14 protein-coding genes are annotated in these 16,544 nt (G+C 63.6%); 4 read left to right on the top strand and 10 right to left on the bottom strand.

The features are described from left to right. The first annotated feature begins 121 nt into the window (after positions 1–121). Positions 122–856 (top strand): metallophosphoesterase, encoded by a 735-nt coding sequence (locus tag AU465_RS19150; RefSeq protein WP_312891290.1) that lies wholly within the window; start codon positions 122–124, stop codon positions 854–856. 28 nt (positions 857–884) lie between these two features. Here AU465_RS19150 and AU465_RS19145 read toward each other — a convergent pair whose 3' ends face one another. Beyond that, positions 885–1,877, bottom strand: coding sequence for an NmrA/HSCARG family protein (locus AU465_RS19145; protein WP_192251180.1), 993 nt, complete (start codon positions 1,875–1,877; stop codon positions 885–887). A gap of 130 nt (positions 1,878–2,007) precedes the next feature. Here AU465_RS19145 and AU465_RS19140 point away from each other — a divergent pair, with 130 nt between their 5' ends. Beyond that, positions 2,008–2,940, top strand: a complete 933-nt coding sequence (locus AU465_RS19140) for a LysR family transcriptional regulator (RefSeq protein WP_192251178.1) — start codon at positions 2,008–2,010, stop codon at positions 2,938–2,940. 98 nt (positions 2,941–3,038) lie between these two features. On the opposite strand, the gene AU465_RS19135 is transcribed toward AU465_RS19140, so the two are convergent. From AU465_RS19135 to AU465_RS19110, 6 genes are all read right to left on the bottom strand, one after another. Continuing rightward, on the bottom strand, positions 3,039–5,420 hold the full coding sequence (locus tag AU465_RS19135) for a polysaccharide biosynthesis tyrosine autokinase (RefSeq protein ID WP_192251176.1): 2,382 nt from the start codon (positions 5,418–5,420) through the stop codon (positions 3,039–3,041). A gap of 167 nt (positions 5,421–5,587) precedes the next feature. Next, positions 5,588–6,484, bottom strand: coding sequence for a UTP--glucose-1-phosphate uridylyltransferase GalU (galU, locus tag AU465_RS19130; protein ID WP_192251174.1), 897 nt, complete (start codon positions 6,482–6,484; stop codon positions 5,588–5,590). Between the two features lie 74 nt (positions 6,485–6,558). Beyond that, on the bottom strand, positions 6,559–7,509 hold the full coding sequence (locus AU465_RS19125; protein ID WP_192251172.1) for a glycosyltransferase family 2 protein: 951 nt from the start codon (positions 7,507–7,509) through the stop codon (positions 6,559–6,561). Beyond that, a complete protein-coding gene (locus tag AU465_RS19120) occupies positions 7,499–8,443 on the bottom strand; it encodes a glycosyltransferase family 2 protein (protein ID WP_192251170.1) in 945 nt (314 codons plus the stop codon). Before AU465_RS19120 ends, AU465_RS19125 begins: the two co-directional genes overlap by 11 nt. Then, positions 8,443–9,432: a glycosyltransferase family 2 protein gene (locus AU465_RS19115; RefSeq protein WP_192251167.1), complete on the bottom strand. Its 990-nt coding sequence runs from the start codon at positions 9,430–9,432 to the stop codon at positions 8,443–8,445. Before AU465_RS19115 ends, AU465_RS19120 begins: the two co-directional genes overlap by 1 nt. Positions 9,433–9,457: 25 nt before the next feature. Continuing rightward, complete coding sequence (locus tag AU465_RS19110; RefSeq protein WP_192251163.1) at positions 9,458–10,630, bottom strand: glycosyltransferase family protein; 1,173 nt, start codon at positions 10,628–10,630, stop codon at positions 9,458–9,460. Between the two features lie 199 nt (positions 10,631–10,829). On the opposite strand from AU465_RS19110, the gene AU465_RS19105 reads away from it, so the two are divergent. Both AU465_RS19105 and AU465_RS19100 read left to right on the top strand, forming a co-directional pair. Then, positions 10,830–12,326, top strand: coding sequence for a lipopolysaccharide biosynthesis protein (locus AU465_RS19105; RefSeq protein ID WP_192251160.1), 1,497 nt, complete (start codon positions 10,830–10,832; stop codon positions 12,324–12,326). Positions 12,327–12,408: 82 nt separating this feature from the next. After that, entirely contained in the window at positions 12,409–13,431 is a 1,023-nt protein-coding gene (locus AU465_RS19100) for a phosphoribosyltransferase (RefSeq protein WP_192251157.1), read from the top strand. A gap of 54 nt (positions 13,432–13,485) precedes the next feature. Here the strand turns inward: AU465_RS19100 and AU465_RS19095 are convergent, their stop codons facing one another. The 3 genes from AU465_RS19095 to AU465_RS19085 all read right to left on the bottom strand — a co-directional run bounded on the left by AU465_RS19095 (position 13,486) and on the right by AU465_RS19085 (position 16,540). Continuing rightward, complete coding sequence (locus AU465_RS19095) at positions 13,486–14,565, bottom strand: glycosyltransferase (protein WP_192251154.1); 1,080 nt, start codon at positions 14,563–14,565, stop codon at positions 13,486–13,488. Between the two features lie 74 nt (positions 14,566–14,639). Further along, positions 14,640–15,083: a hypothetical protein gene (locus tag AU465_RS19090; protein ID WP_192251151.1), complete on the bottom strand. Its 444-nt coding sequence runs from the start codon at positions 15,081–15,083 to the stop codon at positions 14,640–14,642. Positions 15,084–15,094: 11 nt separating this feature from the next. Continuing rightward, on the bottom strand, positions 15,095–16,540 hold the full coding sequence (locus AU465_RS19085) for a GMC oxidoreductase (RefSeq protein ID WP_192251148.1): 1,446 nt from the start codon (positions 16,538–16,540) through the stop codon (positions 15,095–15,097). Positions 16,541–16,544 lie beyond the last annotated feature (4 nt).

The following is a 16,544-nucleotide window of genomic DNA, read 5'->3' as shown; positions in this document are numbered from 1 at the left end:
GTGGAATTGTTTGCGTTCGGCGTGATATCGAGGCTTAGTCCACGCTCCGTGGCGCGATCTAAATTCGAATACCGAGCCTCAATCCGTGAGCCTGTTCCAGCGATCGAGACGACCCCGACCCTTGCCGCGCGAACGGCTGGTGATGGATATGCGCGACACGGTGGTCTACGCGATCGGCGACGTGCATGGCTGCTATGACGAGTTGCGCGCGCTCGAACAGAAGATCCTGCTCGACGCGCAGCTATTCCGTGGCCGCAAGGTCATCATCATGCTCGGCGACTATATCGACCGCGGGCCCAATTCGTGCCGCGTGCTCGAGCATCTGATGGCGCCGCCGCCAAAAGGCTTCCTGCGCGTCTGCCTAGCCGGGAACCACGAAGTGGCGATGCTCGCCTATCTCGACGGCTCCCTGTCGCGGGAGCCATGGCTCGCGGTCGGCGGACGGGAGACCCTCTATTCCTATGGCATCGATCCGGCGCATCTCGCCAATCTCTACGCCTCGAGCGAAGAGGTCGATGAGCGCATCCGCGAGACGATTCCTGCCGGCCATATCGGCTTCCTCCGCACGCTGCCGGTGATGGTCTGCTCGGATGAGTTCGTGTTCGTGCACGCCGGCATCCGGCCCGGGATCGCGCTCGAAGCCCAGGACGAGGCCGACCTGCTCAACATCCGATCGGATTTCCTGGCGGCGGCGCATCGCCTCGATCATTGGGTCGTGCATGGACATACGATCGTGGATGCTCCGACACTCGATGGGCGCCGGCTCGGCATCGACACGGGCGCCTTCCAGAGCGGTCGGCTGACCGCCCTCAGGATCGTCGGCAAATATGGACGGCTGCTATCTTCCGGCGATTAGGGAGAGGGCCCTGGAGCGTTCGCCGCTCTCAGGTCGGCGCAAGCTCGGCCTCGGCGGCGGCGCCATAGGACAGCAGATCGCCTTGCCATTTGCTGCGCTTGAGGAACTGTTCCCAAGTCAGTGCATTCGGATCGATTTTCCGACTCCAGGTCAGATCGCGCTCGGGGGCGTAGTAGCCATATTCGACGCAGTATTCGACCATACCCACCAACTCGCGCACGAGATGCTCGTTGCCGGCGAAACTCGGAAAGTGGCGCAACAAGTCTTCGCGCGAGTACGCAGAGGCGTAGCGCGCTGGCTTTCCGGTGACTTGCACAAACGTGTCCACCATTTGCCGCGCCGAGATAAACTCGCCGATTACCGGCAGGACTTCGCCGGCGTATCGCGCCGGATGATCGAAGATTTCGCGCACCGCCGGGCCGGCCGCGGTGAGCGGATCGCAGAAGGGCATGGGGATGTCCGGCGGCAAGTATATGGCGAACGTTATGCCGTCCTCCTCGCTTTGCGGCACGTAGTACTCCAGGAAGTTGGTGTAATAAAACGCCAGGTAAACAAACGAGCTGCGGACAGGTAAGCCGCGAATATAGTCCTCTACCTTCGCCTTGTCCGTGAAATGCGGCGCCCACTTGGTGCCGCCGGTGATCGCTTCGACATTTTCGAGCCCGCTGAACACCACGTGTTCCACGCCGGCCGCCACCGCCGCATCGGCCAACTCCTTGCCGAGGTTGAGTTCGGGTTCCGCCGGCGGCACCTTGACGATGGGCGGCGTCATCAGGAATGCCCCGGCCGAACCTTTCAGTGCCTCGGTCAGTTCGGCCTGCCTACCGAGTTCAAGCGGTGCCGCCACGACTTCGGCACCCTTCTGCGCCAAGGCTTGCGCAGGTTGGCTGTCGAGGCGCCGCGTCAGGGCGCGTACCCGGTAGCGCCCACTGTCGAGCAGGGAATTGGCGACGCTGCGACCTTGCTTACTCGAGGCACCAACAACGCTGATCAGAGGTTTGGAAGTATCGGCTTGTATCATGCTAATCATCCCGGTCTGAGGGTGGAAACCGCCTCCGCCTGATCGACGGTCGGCGCGGCCCTGACCACGAAGTCTCGACTGCTCCAAGCTATTTTTGAAATCGTAGAAATATTCGGCTACTATCCGCTCCATGGATACCAAGCGCCTGGATCTCAACCTGTTGGTTACCCTGGAGACGCTGCTGATCGAGCGGAACGTCACGAAGGCGGCTGCCCGACTGCATCTGAGCCAGCCAGCAGTCAGCGCCCAGTTAAACCGTCTCAGGCACGAGTTCGACGACCAATTGCTAATTCCCGCCCAGCGAGGGATGACGCCGACGGTTAAAGCAATGGAGTTGCTCGGTCCGTTGCGCCAAACCCTTGATCAAGTTCGCGCCACGCTCACCTCGCATAAGAACTTCGATCCGACGAAGGCCAAGCTAACCTTCGCAATCGCTTGTACAGACTATCTGCAAGCAGCGGTGATCAAGCCGCTTGTTGTGGAGCTCAGGACGCGAGCACCCGGTGTTCGCGTCGCGATACGCAATCTGGACATGTCGCAGTTGGAAGCGCAGATGGCGCGCGGTGATGTGGATCTGGCACTGATGACGCCGCAAGCGGCCCCGCCAAGTCTTCGCGCCCGACATCTGTTCGATGAGCGCTATGTGCTCATCGGTCGCCGGAAGCATCCACGGCTGCGGGAAGAAATCAGCGTCGCTGAATTCGCCAAACTAGAGCAAGTGATCGTGTCCTTGGATGGCGGCGGCTTCGTGACGCCGGTGGACAGTGCGTTGGCCGCTCTCGGACACAAGCGTAACGTGGTGCTCTCCGCGGCTTCGTTCCTGTTCGTCCCCGAGATCGTATCTCACTCGGACTTTGTTGCACTGGTCCCAGAACGCCTGGTACGCGACAGTGCGGACAAGCTTAAAATCATAGACTGTCCATTTCCCGTTGAAGGCTTTGCCGTGGGAATGGTGTGGCATGAGCGCAGTCACGGCCACAGCGGCCAACGCTGGGTCCGTGAGGCCGTTGTCTCGCTTATCGCGCATCAATCCTCGTCTCGGGCGCGCGATGGTCACCGATAGAGCGGTTCGTTATTTCACGGAAACGCAGAACCGCTCCATCTCTTTATCCCGGCGCAATTCCGGACAGAAAAGCGCTACGCACTTTTCCTGGAATTGCTTTAGGCAGCCTGCTTGGCGCGCGATTCCGACTTCTCCAGATAGTAGCTCGAATAGCGGTCGAAGAACTTCTCCGAACCGCCAAGCGAGCCGTATTTCGCCAGCTTCTTCAGCTCGACCTTGTTGAGCACCGCGCCGACGATCTTGTCGGCGATGTAGGGTTCCTGTTCCAGCATCGAGCGCACCATGGCGCGCGGCGTGCGGCCCCATTCGGTGACGAGCACGAAGCCGTCAACCAGCGGCGCGAAGGCCTTGGCGTCGACCACCGGTCCGAGCGGCGGCAAGTCGACGATGATGTATTCGAACGTCTCCCTGGCGTTCTCGATGAAGCGCCGCATGCCGGCCGAGCCCAGAAGCTCGCTGGTGTGCGAGAACTGGCCGCGCAGCACGGCGGGGATGATCGCCAGCTTGGTCTGGCGGTCGACCTTGCCGACCGACTGCCAGGTCTGCCCGTTGACCACTGCTTCCATCAGCCCGTGCTCGGACTCCATGCCGAGGCTGCGGCTGAGGCCGGGGTTGCGCAGGTCGCCATCGATGAGCAACGTCTTGGCGCCATTGGCGGCGAGCAGACCGGCGAGGTTTGCCGCAACCGTCGACTTGCCTTCGCCGGGCAGGACCGAGATGACGCCGATCACCCGGCTGTCCTTGTCTTCCATCACCACATCGAACGCGATCTTGGCGTTGCGGAGTGTCTCGGCGAACATCGAGGCCGGCGCATCGAGGCTAACCCGCATGCGCGCCCTTTTCTCGGCGGCCGACAGGCTGGCGACCTTGCCGTCGGCCGGCAAGTCGTCCGGCTTCGCCTCCTTGGCCCTGCCGCCGCCGATCGTCGGCAGATAGCCGAGGAACTTCAGGCCGACGCGGTCGCGAACGTCCTCGCCGGTCCGGAAGAAGCGCTCGTTGAATTCGTTCAGGCCGCCGAAACCGGCGCCGAGCATAAGGCCGAGCACCAGCGAGAGCGCCAGAACCCTGATGGTGCGGGGGCTTGACGCGGCAAGAGGCATGTTCGCGTCCGAGATGATGCGCACCTTGCCGACGGGGAAGGACTGCTGCTGCGAGGCCTCCTGGTAGCGGCTGAGGAAGGTCTGGTAGAGCGTGGAGAGCGCCTGCGCCTGCTGGTCCAGTTCCCTCAGCTTCACCTGCGACTCATTGTCGACCGAGCTCTGGCCGGCAGCGGTCGTGATCTTCTGCCTGAGTTCGGCCTCGCGCGCCTGCGACACCTGGAAGTCGTTGCGATAGCTTTCGGTGATCTGCTTCAACTGCCCGAAGATCTGCGCCGATACATCGGCCTTTTCCCTGGCGAGCGCCACCGCCTGCGGGTGGTCCTTGCCGAAATTCGCCTCGACATCCTGCAGCCGCTTGGAGACGGCGAGATAACGCGTCTTGAGTCCGATGATGACCGAGCTGCTCGGCTGATCGGATGCAATCGCCGAATCGTTGAAAGCATTCTCTGAGCCGCTGTCGACGATCGCCTTGTACTGCTGGTAGCGGGCGCTGGCGCGCGCCGTATCGGCCTGCGCGATGATGAGCTGGGCGTTGAGGTCGGACAGTTGCTTGCCGCTGATCAGCTGGCCGTCGCTGTTTGCGGACAGCCCGTGCTCAGCCCTGAATTTCTCGACCTCCATGGCGGCCGCCTGCGAGCTTTGGCGCAGTTCGGTCAGCCTGCCCTGCAGCCAGACAGCCGCGCGCTCGGTGGCGTCGAAGCTGGCATTGAGCTGATCAGCCAGATAGGCGTCGGCATAGGCCTTGGTGATGGCCGTGGCGAGGGCCGGATTCGTCGACTGATAGCCCAACGTAATGACGTTGCTGCGGCCGTTGCGATCCGCCATCAATCCGGTTTGCAGAACGAGGACCGCATAGTCATGGGTCGCGGCCTTCATCATGGCTTCGCGCGTTGCGGCATCCACATTCTCGATCCCAGGGAGTTCGTTGGCCGCGCTGCCGCGAAAATAGGCAACGATACCGCGCAGGAACCCGACACCCTTGGCCAAAGCCGATTGCGGCGGGTTCATGAACTCTTGGTTCTGATCGAGCTTCAGCTTGTCGACCACCTCCGACGCCAGTCGCGCGGAGCTGAGAATTTCGATCTGGCTGAGGATCGTCGCGTCCGTCTGCTGCGTGGCACTGACCGCCGAGATGTCGTCCACGACCTTGTTCAGGCCCTCGTCGATCAGCACGCTCGCAAAGGACGTGTATTGCTTGGGCGTCGTCTGAAGATAAATCAGACCCAGGAACAGGCCGATGACGGCGCAGACCGCCACCACCTTGGCCTGCCGGGCCGCCATGCCAAGCAGGCGCTCGACGTCGATGAAATCTTCACCCTTTTCCGGTTCGGTGCTGGGCAATGGCATCCTCTTGTCGAGAGGAAAGTTGGCGTAATTCATCTTCGGTCCAATTCCAGGTTGCAGGCGCTACCGGCCTTCGAAGAGTGGCGTCGTTACCAGAAAAGACCACGCAACATCCGTGCCATGGGGCGCCTGGCCAGAAAGGCCAAGCGCTTGCGCGGCTGTCACGCCATCGCGAATTCGCATATGCACCCAAAAAATGGGCATTATGCGGCCACTTCCCGGCGCTCGTGCGACCGGACGAACTGCTGCAGCATTTCGAAGACAGGTCCTTTCATGTCGTCGCGCGCCAGGGCAAAGGCGATGGTGGCCTCGATGAAGCCCTCCTTGGAGCCGCAGTCGAACATGCGGCCGTTGAAAGGCTGAGCATAGAAGGGCTGGCTCTCGGCCAGGCGAACCATGGCATCGGTGAGCTGGATCTCGTTGCCCGCGCCGCGCTGCTGGGTGCCGAGCAGGGCGAATATCTCCGGCTGCAGGATATAACGGCCGTTGATGTAGAAGTTCGACGGCGCGTCGGCGGGAGCCGGCTTCTCGACCATGGCGGTCACCTCGAAGCCGGAGGCCACCTCGGTGCCGCGGCCGACGATGCCGTATTTGCCGGTTTCCGAAGGATCGCAGCGCTCGACGGCGATGACGTTGCCGCCGGTCCGCTGATAGAGATCGACGGTTTCGGCGAGGCAGCCCGGCGCGCCGAAGGACACCATGTCGGGAAGCAGCAGCGCGAACGGCTCGTTGCCGATCACATCGCGCGCGCACCATACGGCATGGCCGAGGCCGTGCGGCGACTGCTGGCGGATGAAGGAGGTGGCGCCGGCCACGGGCAGCAGGCTCTCCAGCGATTGGAGCTGCGCCTTCTTGCCGGTCTGCTCGAGCGTTCCGATCAGTTCAGGATGCAGGTCGAAATAGTCTTCGATGACCGCCTTGTTGCGGCCGGTGACGAAGACGATGTGCTCGATCCCGGCCTCGAACGCCTCGTCCACGGCATATTGCACGACAGGCTTGTCGACGACGGGCAGCATTTCCTTCGGCATCGATTTGGTCGCCGGCAGGAACCGCGTTCCGAGCCCCGCCACCGGTATGACTGCCTTCCTGACTTTCTGCATCGCTTATTCCTTCTGCGGAGATCGATTTTTACCTATCGCTGGCTATGAAACCGCATTCCATGCGCCCGCATGCTTCACCTCCCCATGCCCACGGCAAACTGTGCCGCAACCCTTCTCAGCCGAACCGCGATCGGCATGCTCATGTGCCTGACCGCGGCCGGATCGCTGAGCGCCGTGCGGATCGCCTTGAGCGGCGCACGCGCCTTGATGTGCTGAACCAATGACAGGAACGAGGCCGCCTTGCGCAGGCTGCGGCCGCGTCTGGCGAAGGCCGCCTTGGCGCCTTCGTCCATGAAATGCGCGGCGGCGAAGGCTGCGTCGGCTTTGGCCATCGCCTCGACATGGTGCAATTCGAGCACCCGCGAGATCGAGCCGGTGCGGATGTGGTAGACATAGCCGACGGTCGGCTCCACCACGCAACGGCCGCCCTTTGCCAGCGCGCTCGCCAGAAGAATGTAGTCTTCGCCAATGCGCAGATCCTCGTCGTAGCGGAGCCGGTTTTCGTCCAGGAAACGACGCCGGAAGATCGGCTTCAGATAGCCGAGGTTGAAGCGCGACTCGAAGACCACGTTGCCGGCGATGTAGTCGGCAAGAGATATTTCGGCGAGTTCTTCGAGATAGGTGGTCGGGAACATGATGTCGTCGGGCGTGCCGTCCTCGCGTACGACCTGGACATTGTCGACCGCGATCTCGGCACCTGCCATTTCCGCCCGCGCGATCATCGCCGCCAGCCTGCCTGGAAGGACCGCATCGTCGGAATCGAGCACGGCAATCCAGCGACCGCGGGCTACGCCGAGCCCGGCATTCCTGGCGCCGCCAGGACCCCGGTTGGCCGGAAGCGCGACCACCCTGACGATGTCCTCGGGATAGGCGCGCGCGATATCGAGCGTGCGGTCGCTCGACCGGTCGTCGACGACGATGATTTCGACGGAGACGTCGCGCTGCGCCACTGCGCTGAGGATCGCCCGATCGAGGGTCGCCTCGGCGTTGTAAGCGGCGATGACGAAGCTGACGTCAGGCTGCACGCTTGTCCCCTTCCTGTGGGTTCAGGCCGTATTGGCGGATTTCGCGGACGCCGACCAAACCGCTGACGACACCGACATGCATAATGCCGCGCAGCACGCTGCGGTTCCGTCGCACAGGGCTGACCGCGGTCAAAAGCGCCATGCAGAAGCAATAGGCTGCCTTGGCCGAAGCGAGACCGACCTGGCCGGCGCGGCGCAGGCCGCCGACGTTGCGTCCAATGAGGTGGCCATGCGTCTGTCCGAAGCGGAAGCGGCGGCGGCGCAGCCACTCGAAGGCAGCCCTCGAGCGCGGCACCACCTCGTCGACAAAGGCCCGCGGGGCAAAGGCGATGCATCCGCCGGCCTTGACCATGCTGTCAAAGAATTCGGTGTCCTCACCGCCGGTCTGGCCGCGCGCCAGGCTGAAACGCCGGTTGCGCAGGCTCTCCTCGGTCATCCTGAGCAGGACATTGCAGGTGTAGCCGGTGCGGATCTCGCCGCGCACCCAGACGGGCAAGGTCGAGTGGAAATCGCCCTTGCGCATCCAGTCCGGCGCATCCTGGCGATATGTCGCGCGAACCGGGCCGAGCACGGCCGTCGCGCCGGTCGCCTTAGCGGTTGCGACAAGCTCGACGAGCCAACCCGGCGAGGCCGTCTCGTCGTCGTCGATGAAGGCGACGAGATCCGAAACGCTGGCATCGAGGCAGGCGTTGCGGGCGATCGAGATGTTGCGGGCTGGCGCGTGGCGATAGCGGATCGGCAGCTTCAGCTCCTGCGCCAAGGCCTTCACCTGCGACTGTGCCGTCGGCTCGTCGTCATTGTCGGCGACGACAACGCCGATCTCGAGGCCGGCGGGCCTTTCCAGCGCGGCGATGGAGCGCAGCGTGTCTGCAAGCTCCGGCCTGCGGAAGGTGCAGATGCAGATGTCGACGCTGCCGTTCTTCTTTGCAGCCATCACGCCGCCTCGCGCGATGGCTGCGGGCCGAGGAGTTGCAGCCAGAAGCCCATGGACCAGCCCAAATGCATGACCATCACCGACACGCCGGCCAGCACGATGGCCAGATTGCGCTGGCTGATCGCGGTCCGGACGCCATAACCAAGGCAGACCGCCGCCCATATCAGAAACGGCACGGCCGCCAGCATAAAGATTGGAGACAAGAGCGTCAGCAGCACCACCGGGAATACCAGCAACGGGATCATCTGCCGCAGCTTCGGCATCATGCGATGCTTCAGCACGTTCCTGGCGCGGCCGCGGCCATAGCCGAGATACTGGAAAAAGAGGCTCTTCAGCGTAGAGCGCGGATAATAGACCATCTGCGTCCTGCCGCTCATCCAGATGCGGTAGCCGGCCAGTCGGAGGCGATGGTCGAGCTCGGCGTCCTCGTTGTGACTGAAGCTTTCGTCATAGCCGCCGACCGCCCGGAAGGCGGCGATGCGCATCAGCGCATGGTGGCCGTGGTCGACCCATTCACCCGCCGACATGTGGCGATGCTTCGAGCCGCCGGTGCCGAGCTTGGAATTCTGTGCCGCGGCAACCGCCTTCTGCATCGCGCCCGTGCCGCTGGTCAGCATCGAGACGACGACCGAATCGGCACCTGTTGCAATCGCCTCCTCGACCAGCCGGTCGCAATAATCGGCGGGATAGCCGCCATGCGCGTCGATGCGGATGAGATAGTCGGCGTCGTCGCCGAACGTCGCCACCGCCAGGTTGATGGCGGCGCTCTGGATGCGCTTTGGATTGGCTAGCAGCATGACCCGCGGGTCCTCGGCGGCAACCCTTTCGACAATGCCTTGCGTGCCGTCGGTGCTGCCGCCATCGGCGACGACGATGCGTGCGCCAAGCCGCGCCGCCGCCGGACGCAATTGCCCTAGCAGCGTGCCGATATGGGCGGCCTCGTTGAGGCACGGAATGACGATCAGGCTTGATGCGGTGGTCCGCGTCATCGGCTTTTGTCCATTCTCAGCCATCCTATGCCAGCGCCTCGGTCGCGAAGGTTCCGCGAACGGCGGTCAGGGCGCGCAGCTTGTCGACGAAAGCCAGGCAATCGCCGCGGTCGTAGCTCCAGGTCCTCGGATTGCGGGCCAGCACGCGGGATTTCAGCTTGCCGAAGCGTTTCTGGTCCATCCGGCCAAGCGCGGTGTCGAGCCCTTCAGGAGTGGCTTCCGACAGAAGCACGCCGATGTCCTGCCGCTTGAGGAACCGGCCGGTTTCGGTGCTCGCCATCGAGATCGGCACGGCGGCGAAGCGGCAGCCTTCGTAAAGGCGGTTGGGAAGCAGCCATTCGGAATTCTGGCCTTGCTCGAAGAAATCGATCGCCCAGGAGAAATGCACCTCGCGGTAGATCGCTGCCATGTCCTCCGGATTGCGATAGGCACCGCCAAAGGAAAGCCAGGGCTCGGCCTCGACGAAGGCGTGAAAATCCGGGAATTCCGACAGCGCCGGACGACCCCTGAGCACCACTTCGAAGCGTCCGCTTTGCCGGCGGGTGAATTCGGCCAGGAGCTCCAGCGAGCGGTGGCAGCGCAGCGCGCCGAACCAACCGATGCGCCAGGGCGGCGCTGCCGGGCCCTCCTTCTCAGGCAGACCGTCGGCCGGCACCGGCATGGTGTCGAAATATTTGTTCTCGATCAGCTCGACCGGTGCGGCGATTTGCCCGAACGGCTTGAAATAGTTGGCGATGAAAGCGGGAGAGCTGGTCACCAGAAGCTTCACGTCGCGAGCGAGATGGCGTTCGGCGCTGCGCAGCGTCTTGCCGATCAGGTCGTTGCGCAGCACCAGCCGGTGGATGTCCAAGCATTCGTAGACGATCGGCACGCCGGCACCGAAAGCCTGGTTCGCGCGGCGGGCAAGCGCCAGCATCTCGAGGTTGCGCGCGATGATCAGGTCGGGTCGCGCCACGCCCGCGAACTTGGCGCCGATCGACATGGCGGCCTTGGCCACAGCGCCGATGCGCTGCGCGAATCGGCCGTCGCGCGTCGGGCCGAGGTCGACCGGATCGAGACCTTCGATCTCGGCGATCGGATTGGGAGTGCGGCGGAAACCCGCCAGGGTGATCCTGGCACCGCCTGCCCTGAGCATTTTGACCCTCCGGCGCACCGCCGGGTCTGATACGTCATGCACAAGGTACAAGACATGCAGCATAAAACTCGACCGCAGTTGGGCCCGCCACCCAAAGAGGATGCTAGTACAGCTTTTGCTGCATCGCAACATTTTTGGTGCAGCGTAGCAAACGCCGCACATTTTTTGTTGCGCTGCAAAAACCTCTTGCGGTAGTTTGTGGATGGCGGCGGGCGCCGGTCGCGACGATGTCGGGCCGGTGCAAAAACAGGGATTCCTGAATTTGGAAACCAGTGCATTCGATCCGCCCGAGGGCTCGTTGCGCAGATCGGTCGGGCGCGGCGCCGTCGTCACCGCGATGGCGCAGGGCGTGCGGGTCGCTACCCAGATCGTCTCCGTCATCGTTTTGTCGCGGCTTTTGTCGCCACAGGATTTCGGTGTCGTGGCGATGTGCGCGCCGGTGCTTGCCTTCATCGCGCTGTTCCAGGATTTCGGCCTGACCCAGGCGACGATCCAGAAAACCGGCATCCGGCATGAGGAGGTCAACTACCTTTTCTGGATCAACACGGCGGTGAGCGCGATCCTGGCCTGCGTGCTCGCCGCGGCGGCTCCCTTGGTGGCTGCCTTCTACGGCGAGCCGCGCGTGACGGGGCTGGTTGCCGCGTTCGGCCTGCAGATTATTGCCTATGGCCTCGGCGCCCAGCATCTGGCGCTGCTGACGCGCCGCATGGAATTCAGCCGGCTCGCCATCATCGACGTCGCCAGCGCCGTTTCCGGCCTTGTCGTCTCGATCGCCTGGACCTTCATCGACCGCTCCTATTGGGCGCTTTTTGCCGGCACGCTGACTGGCGCCGTGCTGCCGACGCTTTGCTACTGGGCGTCCTCGCGCTGGCGCCCCGGGCTGCCGCGCAAGGTCGAGGGCATCAGCCAGCTGATCAATTTCGGGGCCGGCATCACCGGCTTCAACTTCGCCAATTTCTTCGCCCGCAACCTCGACAACGTGCTGATCGGCAAATACTGGGGCGAGGCGCAACTCGGCCTCTACGACCGCGCCTACAAGCTGCTGCTATTCCCGCTCAGCCAGATCACCAATCCGCTGTCGAAAGTGATGGTGCCGGCGCTTTCGCGGCTGAAGGACGAGCCGGACCGCTACCGCAGCGCCTATCTGCGGGTCATGCCGCTGATCCTTCTGGTGGCGCTGCCGGGTGTGGCCTTCGCCACCGCCATGTCGGACACGCTCATTCCCTTCGTGCTCGGCCCGCAGTGGCGCGAGAGCGCCAACATCTTCCTGGCGCTGGGTTTCGCCGGCCTGCTGCAGCCGCTCAACAATCCGGCCGGATGGCTGTTCGTCAGCCAGGGCCGTTCGGGCGACTTCATGCGCTGGGGCATCATCACCGCGGTGACCTCGGTGCTGGCCTTCGCCATCGGCCTGCCCTACGGCGCGCTCGGCGTCGCGGTCGTCTACGCGATCAGCGAATATCTGCGGACGCCTTTCCTCTGGCTCTATGTCGGCAAGGCCGGACCGCTCAAGGCCAGTCATGTGCTGCACGCGGCAACCCCATTCGTGCTCGGCGCGCATCTGGCGCTGGCGCTGGTCTGGCTCGCCAAGCCGATGCTGCCGGCGCAGCCCGTCATTGCCCTGGCAGGCGGCGCGGTGCTGTCCTATGTCGTCACCATCATCGTAGCGCTCGCCTTCGGCGCCGGCCGCGAGGCGCTTCGGGAGGCCTTGCGGCTGATCCCGGCGCGCGGGTTTTCCCCCGCGCCCAGCGAGGCGAAATGACCTTGCCGGCGCAACCGGATGGTATTCCGGCCGCAGCCGGGACAGCCGCAAAACCACTGATTTTTGAGGGTAAGGCAACAGCATGAATTACCGATCGATTTCAGACATGAACGACGCGATCGCGCGGAACCTGCACCGGCTGCCGCGCGACATCGACCTGGTGGTCGGCGTGCCGAGAAGCGGCATCCTCGCCGCGACGCTGGTCAGCCTGACGGCGAACATTCCGATGACCGATCTCGACAGCTTCCTCGCCGGCAAGATCTACACGTCGGGGATCACCAAGCGGCGCGCCGCGCTCGACCGGCAACATTCCGAAATGCGCAAGATCCTGGTGATCGACGACAGCGTCAGCGGCGGCAACGCCATGCGCGATGCACGCAGCAAGATCGCGGCCGCCGGCATCAAGGGCGATTTCGTGTACGCGGCCGTATTCGGGCTGCTGTCGCAGCACAAGGAAACCGACATCGTCTTCGAGGTCGTGCCGCATCCCAGGATGTTCCAGTGGAATTTCATGCACCACGTCTTCCTCGAGCAATGCTGCGTCGACATAGACGGCGTGCTTTGCCTCGATCCGACCGAGGAAGAGAATGACGACGGTCCGGCCTACGAGAAATTCCTCGCCGAGGCGCGGCCGCTGCTCGGGCCGACGCGCAAGATCGGCTGGCTGGTGACCAGCCGGCTGGAAAAGTACCGCAAGCTGACCGAGGCATGGCTCGCAAAGCACGAAATCAAATACGACCACCTCATCATGCTCGACCTGCCGAGCAAGGCCGAGCGGCAGCGGCTCGGCGCGCATGGCAGCTTCAAGGCTGATTTCTACCGCAAGTCGGACGCCATCCTGTTCATCGAGAGCGAGCATGAGCAGGCGCTCAAGATCGCCAAGCTGTCGGGCAAGCCGGTGCTCTGTGTCGAAACCAACATTGTGAGCTTTCCCGACGCGCTTTCCCTGCCGGCGCTGGAGCAGGCGGCGCGCAACCTGCCGGCGCGGCTCAGGCAGATCAATTCGCCCGCCGGGCGAAAGAAGGTCTTCAAGACCGCCGCCCGCGCCCTGCTTGGCGAACGCGTCTACGAAATGCTGAAAAGCCGCGTCAAAAGGCCTGCGTAAGTAAAATCTTACGCAAATTTTAAGCAGCGCACCGAGCGCGCTGTCTGGCAAATTCTATGCAGCGCGCCGGGCGCGCTGCCGGGCAGCCCTGTCCAGCAAGGCGAAGAAGGTGGCGAACTGGCGCTCGGGATCGAGTTCCGGGCGCTGCGAGAAAGTGAGCGCCGCCTGCGAGAGCCGTTCATATTCCTCACGATCGTTCCACAGCCGCCTGACCGCCGCGACCCAGTCCTCGAGCGGCGCGTCATAATCCAGCACGACGCCGCCCGAGCCGATCGCCTCCGGCAGACCGCCGCGCCGCGAGCCAATGACGGGAATACCGCTGCAATGGGCCTCCGAGGCGACGCGGCCCCAGGCCTCTTCCCATTTGCTCGGCGCCAACAGGATCCTGGTGCGGCCATAGAGGGTCTTCATATCGTCGGTGCGGTTCTCGAGCTTGATGTTAGAGAAGGGCGCGATCGTCTCAGCGACACGGGCGCGGTGATCGTCCTCCAGCTTCCAGCTCTCGACGAACAGGAAAGGTATCTCCGGGCAGGCCGCGGCGATGCGCACAGCGAGCTCGAAGCCCTTTTCCTCGTAAGGGTTGATGAAGGTGACGTACTCGCCCGTCGTCGGCGTGCTGTAGGCGGCCGGATTGATGGTCGGCGGGATCACCGTGGAATCGATGCCGAACTGCCGCTTGTAGGTGCGCGCCGTGAACTCGGAATTGGCGATGTAAGATGCCGAGTTCAGCTCGCGCAGATCGCCGCCCAGTTCATGGAATTCCACGTTCCTGAGATAGACCACCAGCGGCACGCCCTCGGCCTCCAGCGCCTTGCCGAGCGGAACCGACTTATGACACTGGACCACCGCGACGTCCGGCTGCAGTTTCTTGACGGCAAAGGCCGCCGCTTCCCAGGGAAACCAGGCGCGCACCACCGGATAGCCGGGGAAGCTGTCGATGACGGCGCGCTGGCCGAGGAGCTTCATCTTGGCGCGCGCCTTGTAGCCAAACATGCCCTGGCCGAACAAAGCGGCGAGCACCGATGCCTCATGACCATGTTCGATCAGCTGTTCGGCCAGGTGATGGGTGCTCGACTGGACGCCGCCGCTGAATTGCGGCGGATAGCCGTTGCCGCCTGCGAAGAGAACTTTCATGGTTCGGCTCCTTGTCACATTTTTCTTGGCCAAGTCGTTTCTTGGCTTGGCGGCGAGTATGCCGCCGAGCAGTGTCAGGCACTCTGCTGCTCAAGGTTGGCAAAGGGATTGGTGCATGGATGCCAGCCGGTGAAGCGGATCGGATCATTGGGCGAGCTGCGCCAGGCGTAGTCGGTCAGCATGTGGAACTCGGCGATGACCCAGCGCTCGAAATTCCCGACATCCTGCTGCTTCTGCCTGGGCAGCAATTCGCGCGCCTTGTCGAGCCTCACGGTCTCCAAAAGCGTCACCGCATCCGCCAGCTTGTCGCTCGGGAATACCCACGGATTACGGTTGCGGAATTCAAGCACGAACTGTTGCAGATGCTCGATGCGCATATTGAGCGGGCCGAAATATTTCTCGAGCGTGACGCGGACCAGATCCTCATCCGAGAAGGACGATACGGCCGCGGCGGCAATGCCGGTCGAAGCAATGCCGCCGGCAACAACGGCCAGTGCAGCGCGTCGCGTGATCTTCATCGGCCCCTCCTTCATGCCAGCCGGCTCGCCGCCCGCAACGAAAGCGCGGCGGCGGTCAGGCTTGGGTTGGCGCAGGAACAGCTCGGATAGGTGCTGGTGCCGACGACGACGAGGTTCCGGAGCTGGTGGTGGATCATGTCGCGGTCGACCACCGAGTCGGCCGGGCCCGTGCCCATCCGCAAGGTGCCCTGCACATGCGATTCGGTCGGCCTGATGCCGCGATCGAAGATCTGCTCGACCGGCAGCGGCTTGAGCAGCGACGGCAGCCTCTCGAGCGCCTTGGCCATGCCCTTGGTTGCATAGTCGGACGCGCCCTTGAAGCTGACGAAAGCGTTCTCGTCCTTGTCGAGGACCACCCGATTTTCCGGGTCGAGCAGATTTTCGGTGACGATGACCAGCGGCAGCACTTGCCGCAGCCGCCCCTTGTCGGCGCGCATGCCATGCTGCCAGCGGTTTTCGAAATAGACCAGCGCCGCCGCGTGCTCGGCGCGATGCGGGCCGTCATAGAGGCCGAAATTCAAGCCGGTGGTGATGGTGCTGCCGTCGAAATTGTCGACGCCGTCGAGATAGACCTCGTAGTTCCAGCCATAGGATTCGTGCAGGCCGAGCCCGACGAACTCGCCGCCGAGCCCGGAGCGCAGCATGATGGCCGGGCTCTGGATGGCATTGGCGCCGAGGATGACGAGATCGCCGCTGACCGAATAGTCCTTGCCGTTGCGCACGAAGGTAACCGAACGCACCGCGCCGCCTGAATGGTCGAGCCGGCGCACCTCGGCGCCCAGGCATACCGACACGTCGGGGTGCTGGAAGACGTGCATCAAACCGTTGTTGGCGGTGAACTTGGCATCGACCGGGCACAGCCAGCATCTGAGGTTGGCGCAGCATGAGGTGCGCTGCGCCGTCGCCACGCGGGCACGGGCGGTCGGCATGACGAAATGCTGCTCGGGCTGCGCCGCCTTCATCATCCGGTCCGGCGTCGACATGCGGTGCGGCGGCTGCGGGAACGGCCGCGAGCGCGGCAGCATGCGGGCCATGTCGGGATCGCCGGAGATCGACATGACCTCCTCGGCATCGCAGTAAAACGGCTCCAGCTCGTCATAGCTGATCGGCCAGTCGTTGCCGACGCCGTAGGTGCTCTTCAGCCTGAAGTCGTTGGGGTGGAAGCGCGGCGTCTGCGCGAACCAGCAGTTGGTGCCGCCGCCGAGGCCGATCGTGTAGTTCCACGGCTTGTCGGCATTGTCGGTCTTGTAGGTGCTTTCGTCGTCTATGTCCGTGTTGGCGTTCTGGTTGAGCTGCCATTCATGCGTGTTGTGGCGGCCCCATTCCAGCACCAGGGCGCGGGCTTTGCGCCGCTTCAGGAACTCATGCAGGAAAAAGGCTGAACCGAAACCGGAGCCGATGACGACGAGATCGAAATGCTCGCTGGCGATTTGTTCGGGCTGAACATCCATCACCATCGGA

Source organism: Mesorhizobium silamurunense (assembly GCF_014843905.1).
Classification (GTDB): domain Bacteria; phylum Pseudomonadota; class Alphaproteobacteria; order Rhizobiales; family Rhizobiaceae; genus Mesorhizobium; species Mesorhizobium silamurunense.
Note: the sequence above shows the minus strand (reverse complement) of the source record. Positions and strands in the feature narration are given on the sequence as shown.

Coding starts and splice junctions, on each gene's coding strand:
- AU465_RS19145 (WP_192251180.1), bottom strand. CDS start 1,877: ATGATACAAGCCGATACTTCCAAACCTCTGATCAGCGTTGTTGGTGCC.
- AU465_RS19140 (WP_192251178.1), top strand. CDS start 2,008: ATGGATACCAAGCGCCTGGATCTCAACCTGTTGGTTACCCTGGAGACG.
- AU465_RS19135 (WP_192251176.1), bottom strand. CDS start 5,420: ATGAATTACGCCAACTTTCCTCTCGACAAGAGGATGCCATTGCCCAGC.
- galU (WP_192251174.1), bottom strand. CDS start 6,484: ATGCAGAAAGTCAGGAAGGCAGTCATACCGGTGGCGGGGCTCGGAACG.
- AU465_RS19120 (WP_192251170.1), bottom strand. CDS start 8,443: ATGGCTGCAAAGAAGAACGGCAGCGTCGACATCTGCATCTGCACCTTC.
- AU465_RS19115 (WP_192251167.1), bottom strand. CDS start 9,432: ATGACGCGGACCACCGCATCAAGCCTGATCGTCATTCCGTGCCTCAAC.
- AU465_RS19110 (WP_192251163.1), bottom strand. CDS start 10,630: ATGCTGCATGTCTTGTACCTTGTGCATGACGTATCAGACCCGGCGGTG.
- AU465_RS19100 (WP_192251157.1), top strand. CDS start 12,409: ATGAATTACCGATCGATTTCAGACATGAACGACGCGATCGCGCGGAAC.
- AU465_RS19095 (WP_192251154.1), bottom strand. CDS start 14,565: ATGAAAGTTCTCTTCGCAGGCGGCAACGGCTATCCGCCGCAATTCAGC.
- AU465_RS19090 (WP_192251151.1), bottom strand. CDS start 15,083: ATGAAGATCACGCGACGCGCTGCACTGGCCGTTGTTGCCGGCGGCATT.
- AU465_RS19085 (WP_192251148.1), bottom strand. CDS start 16,540: ATGGTGATGGATGTTCAGCCCGAACAAATCGCCAGCGAGCATTTCGAT.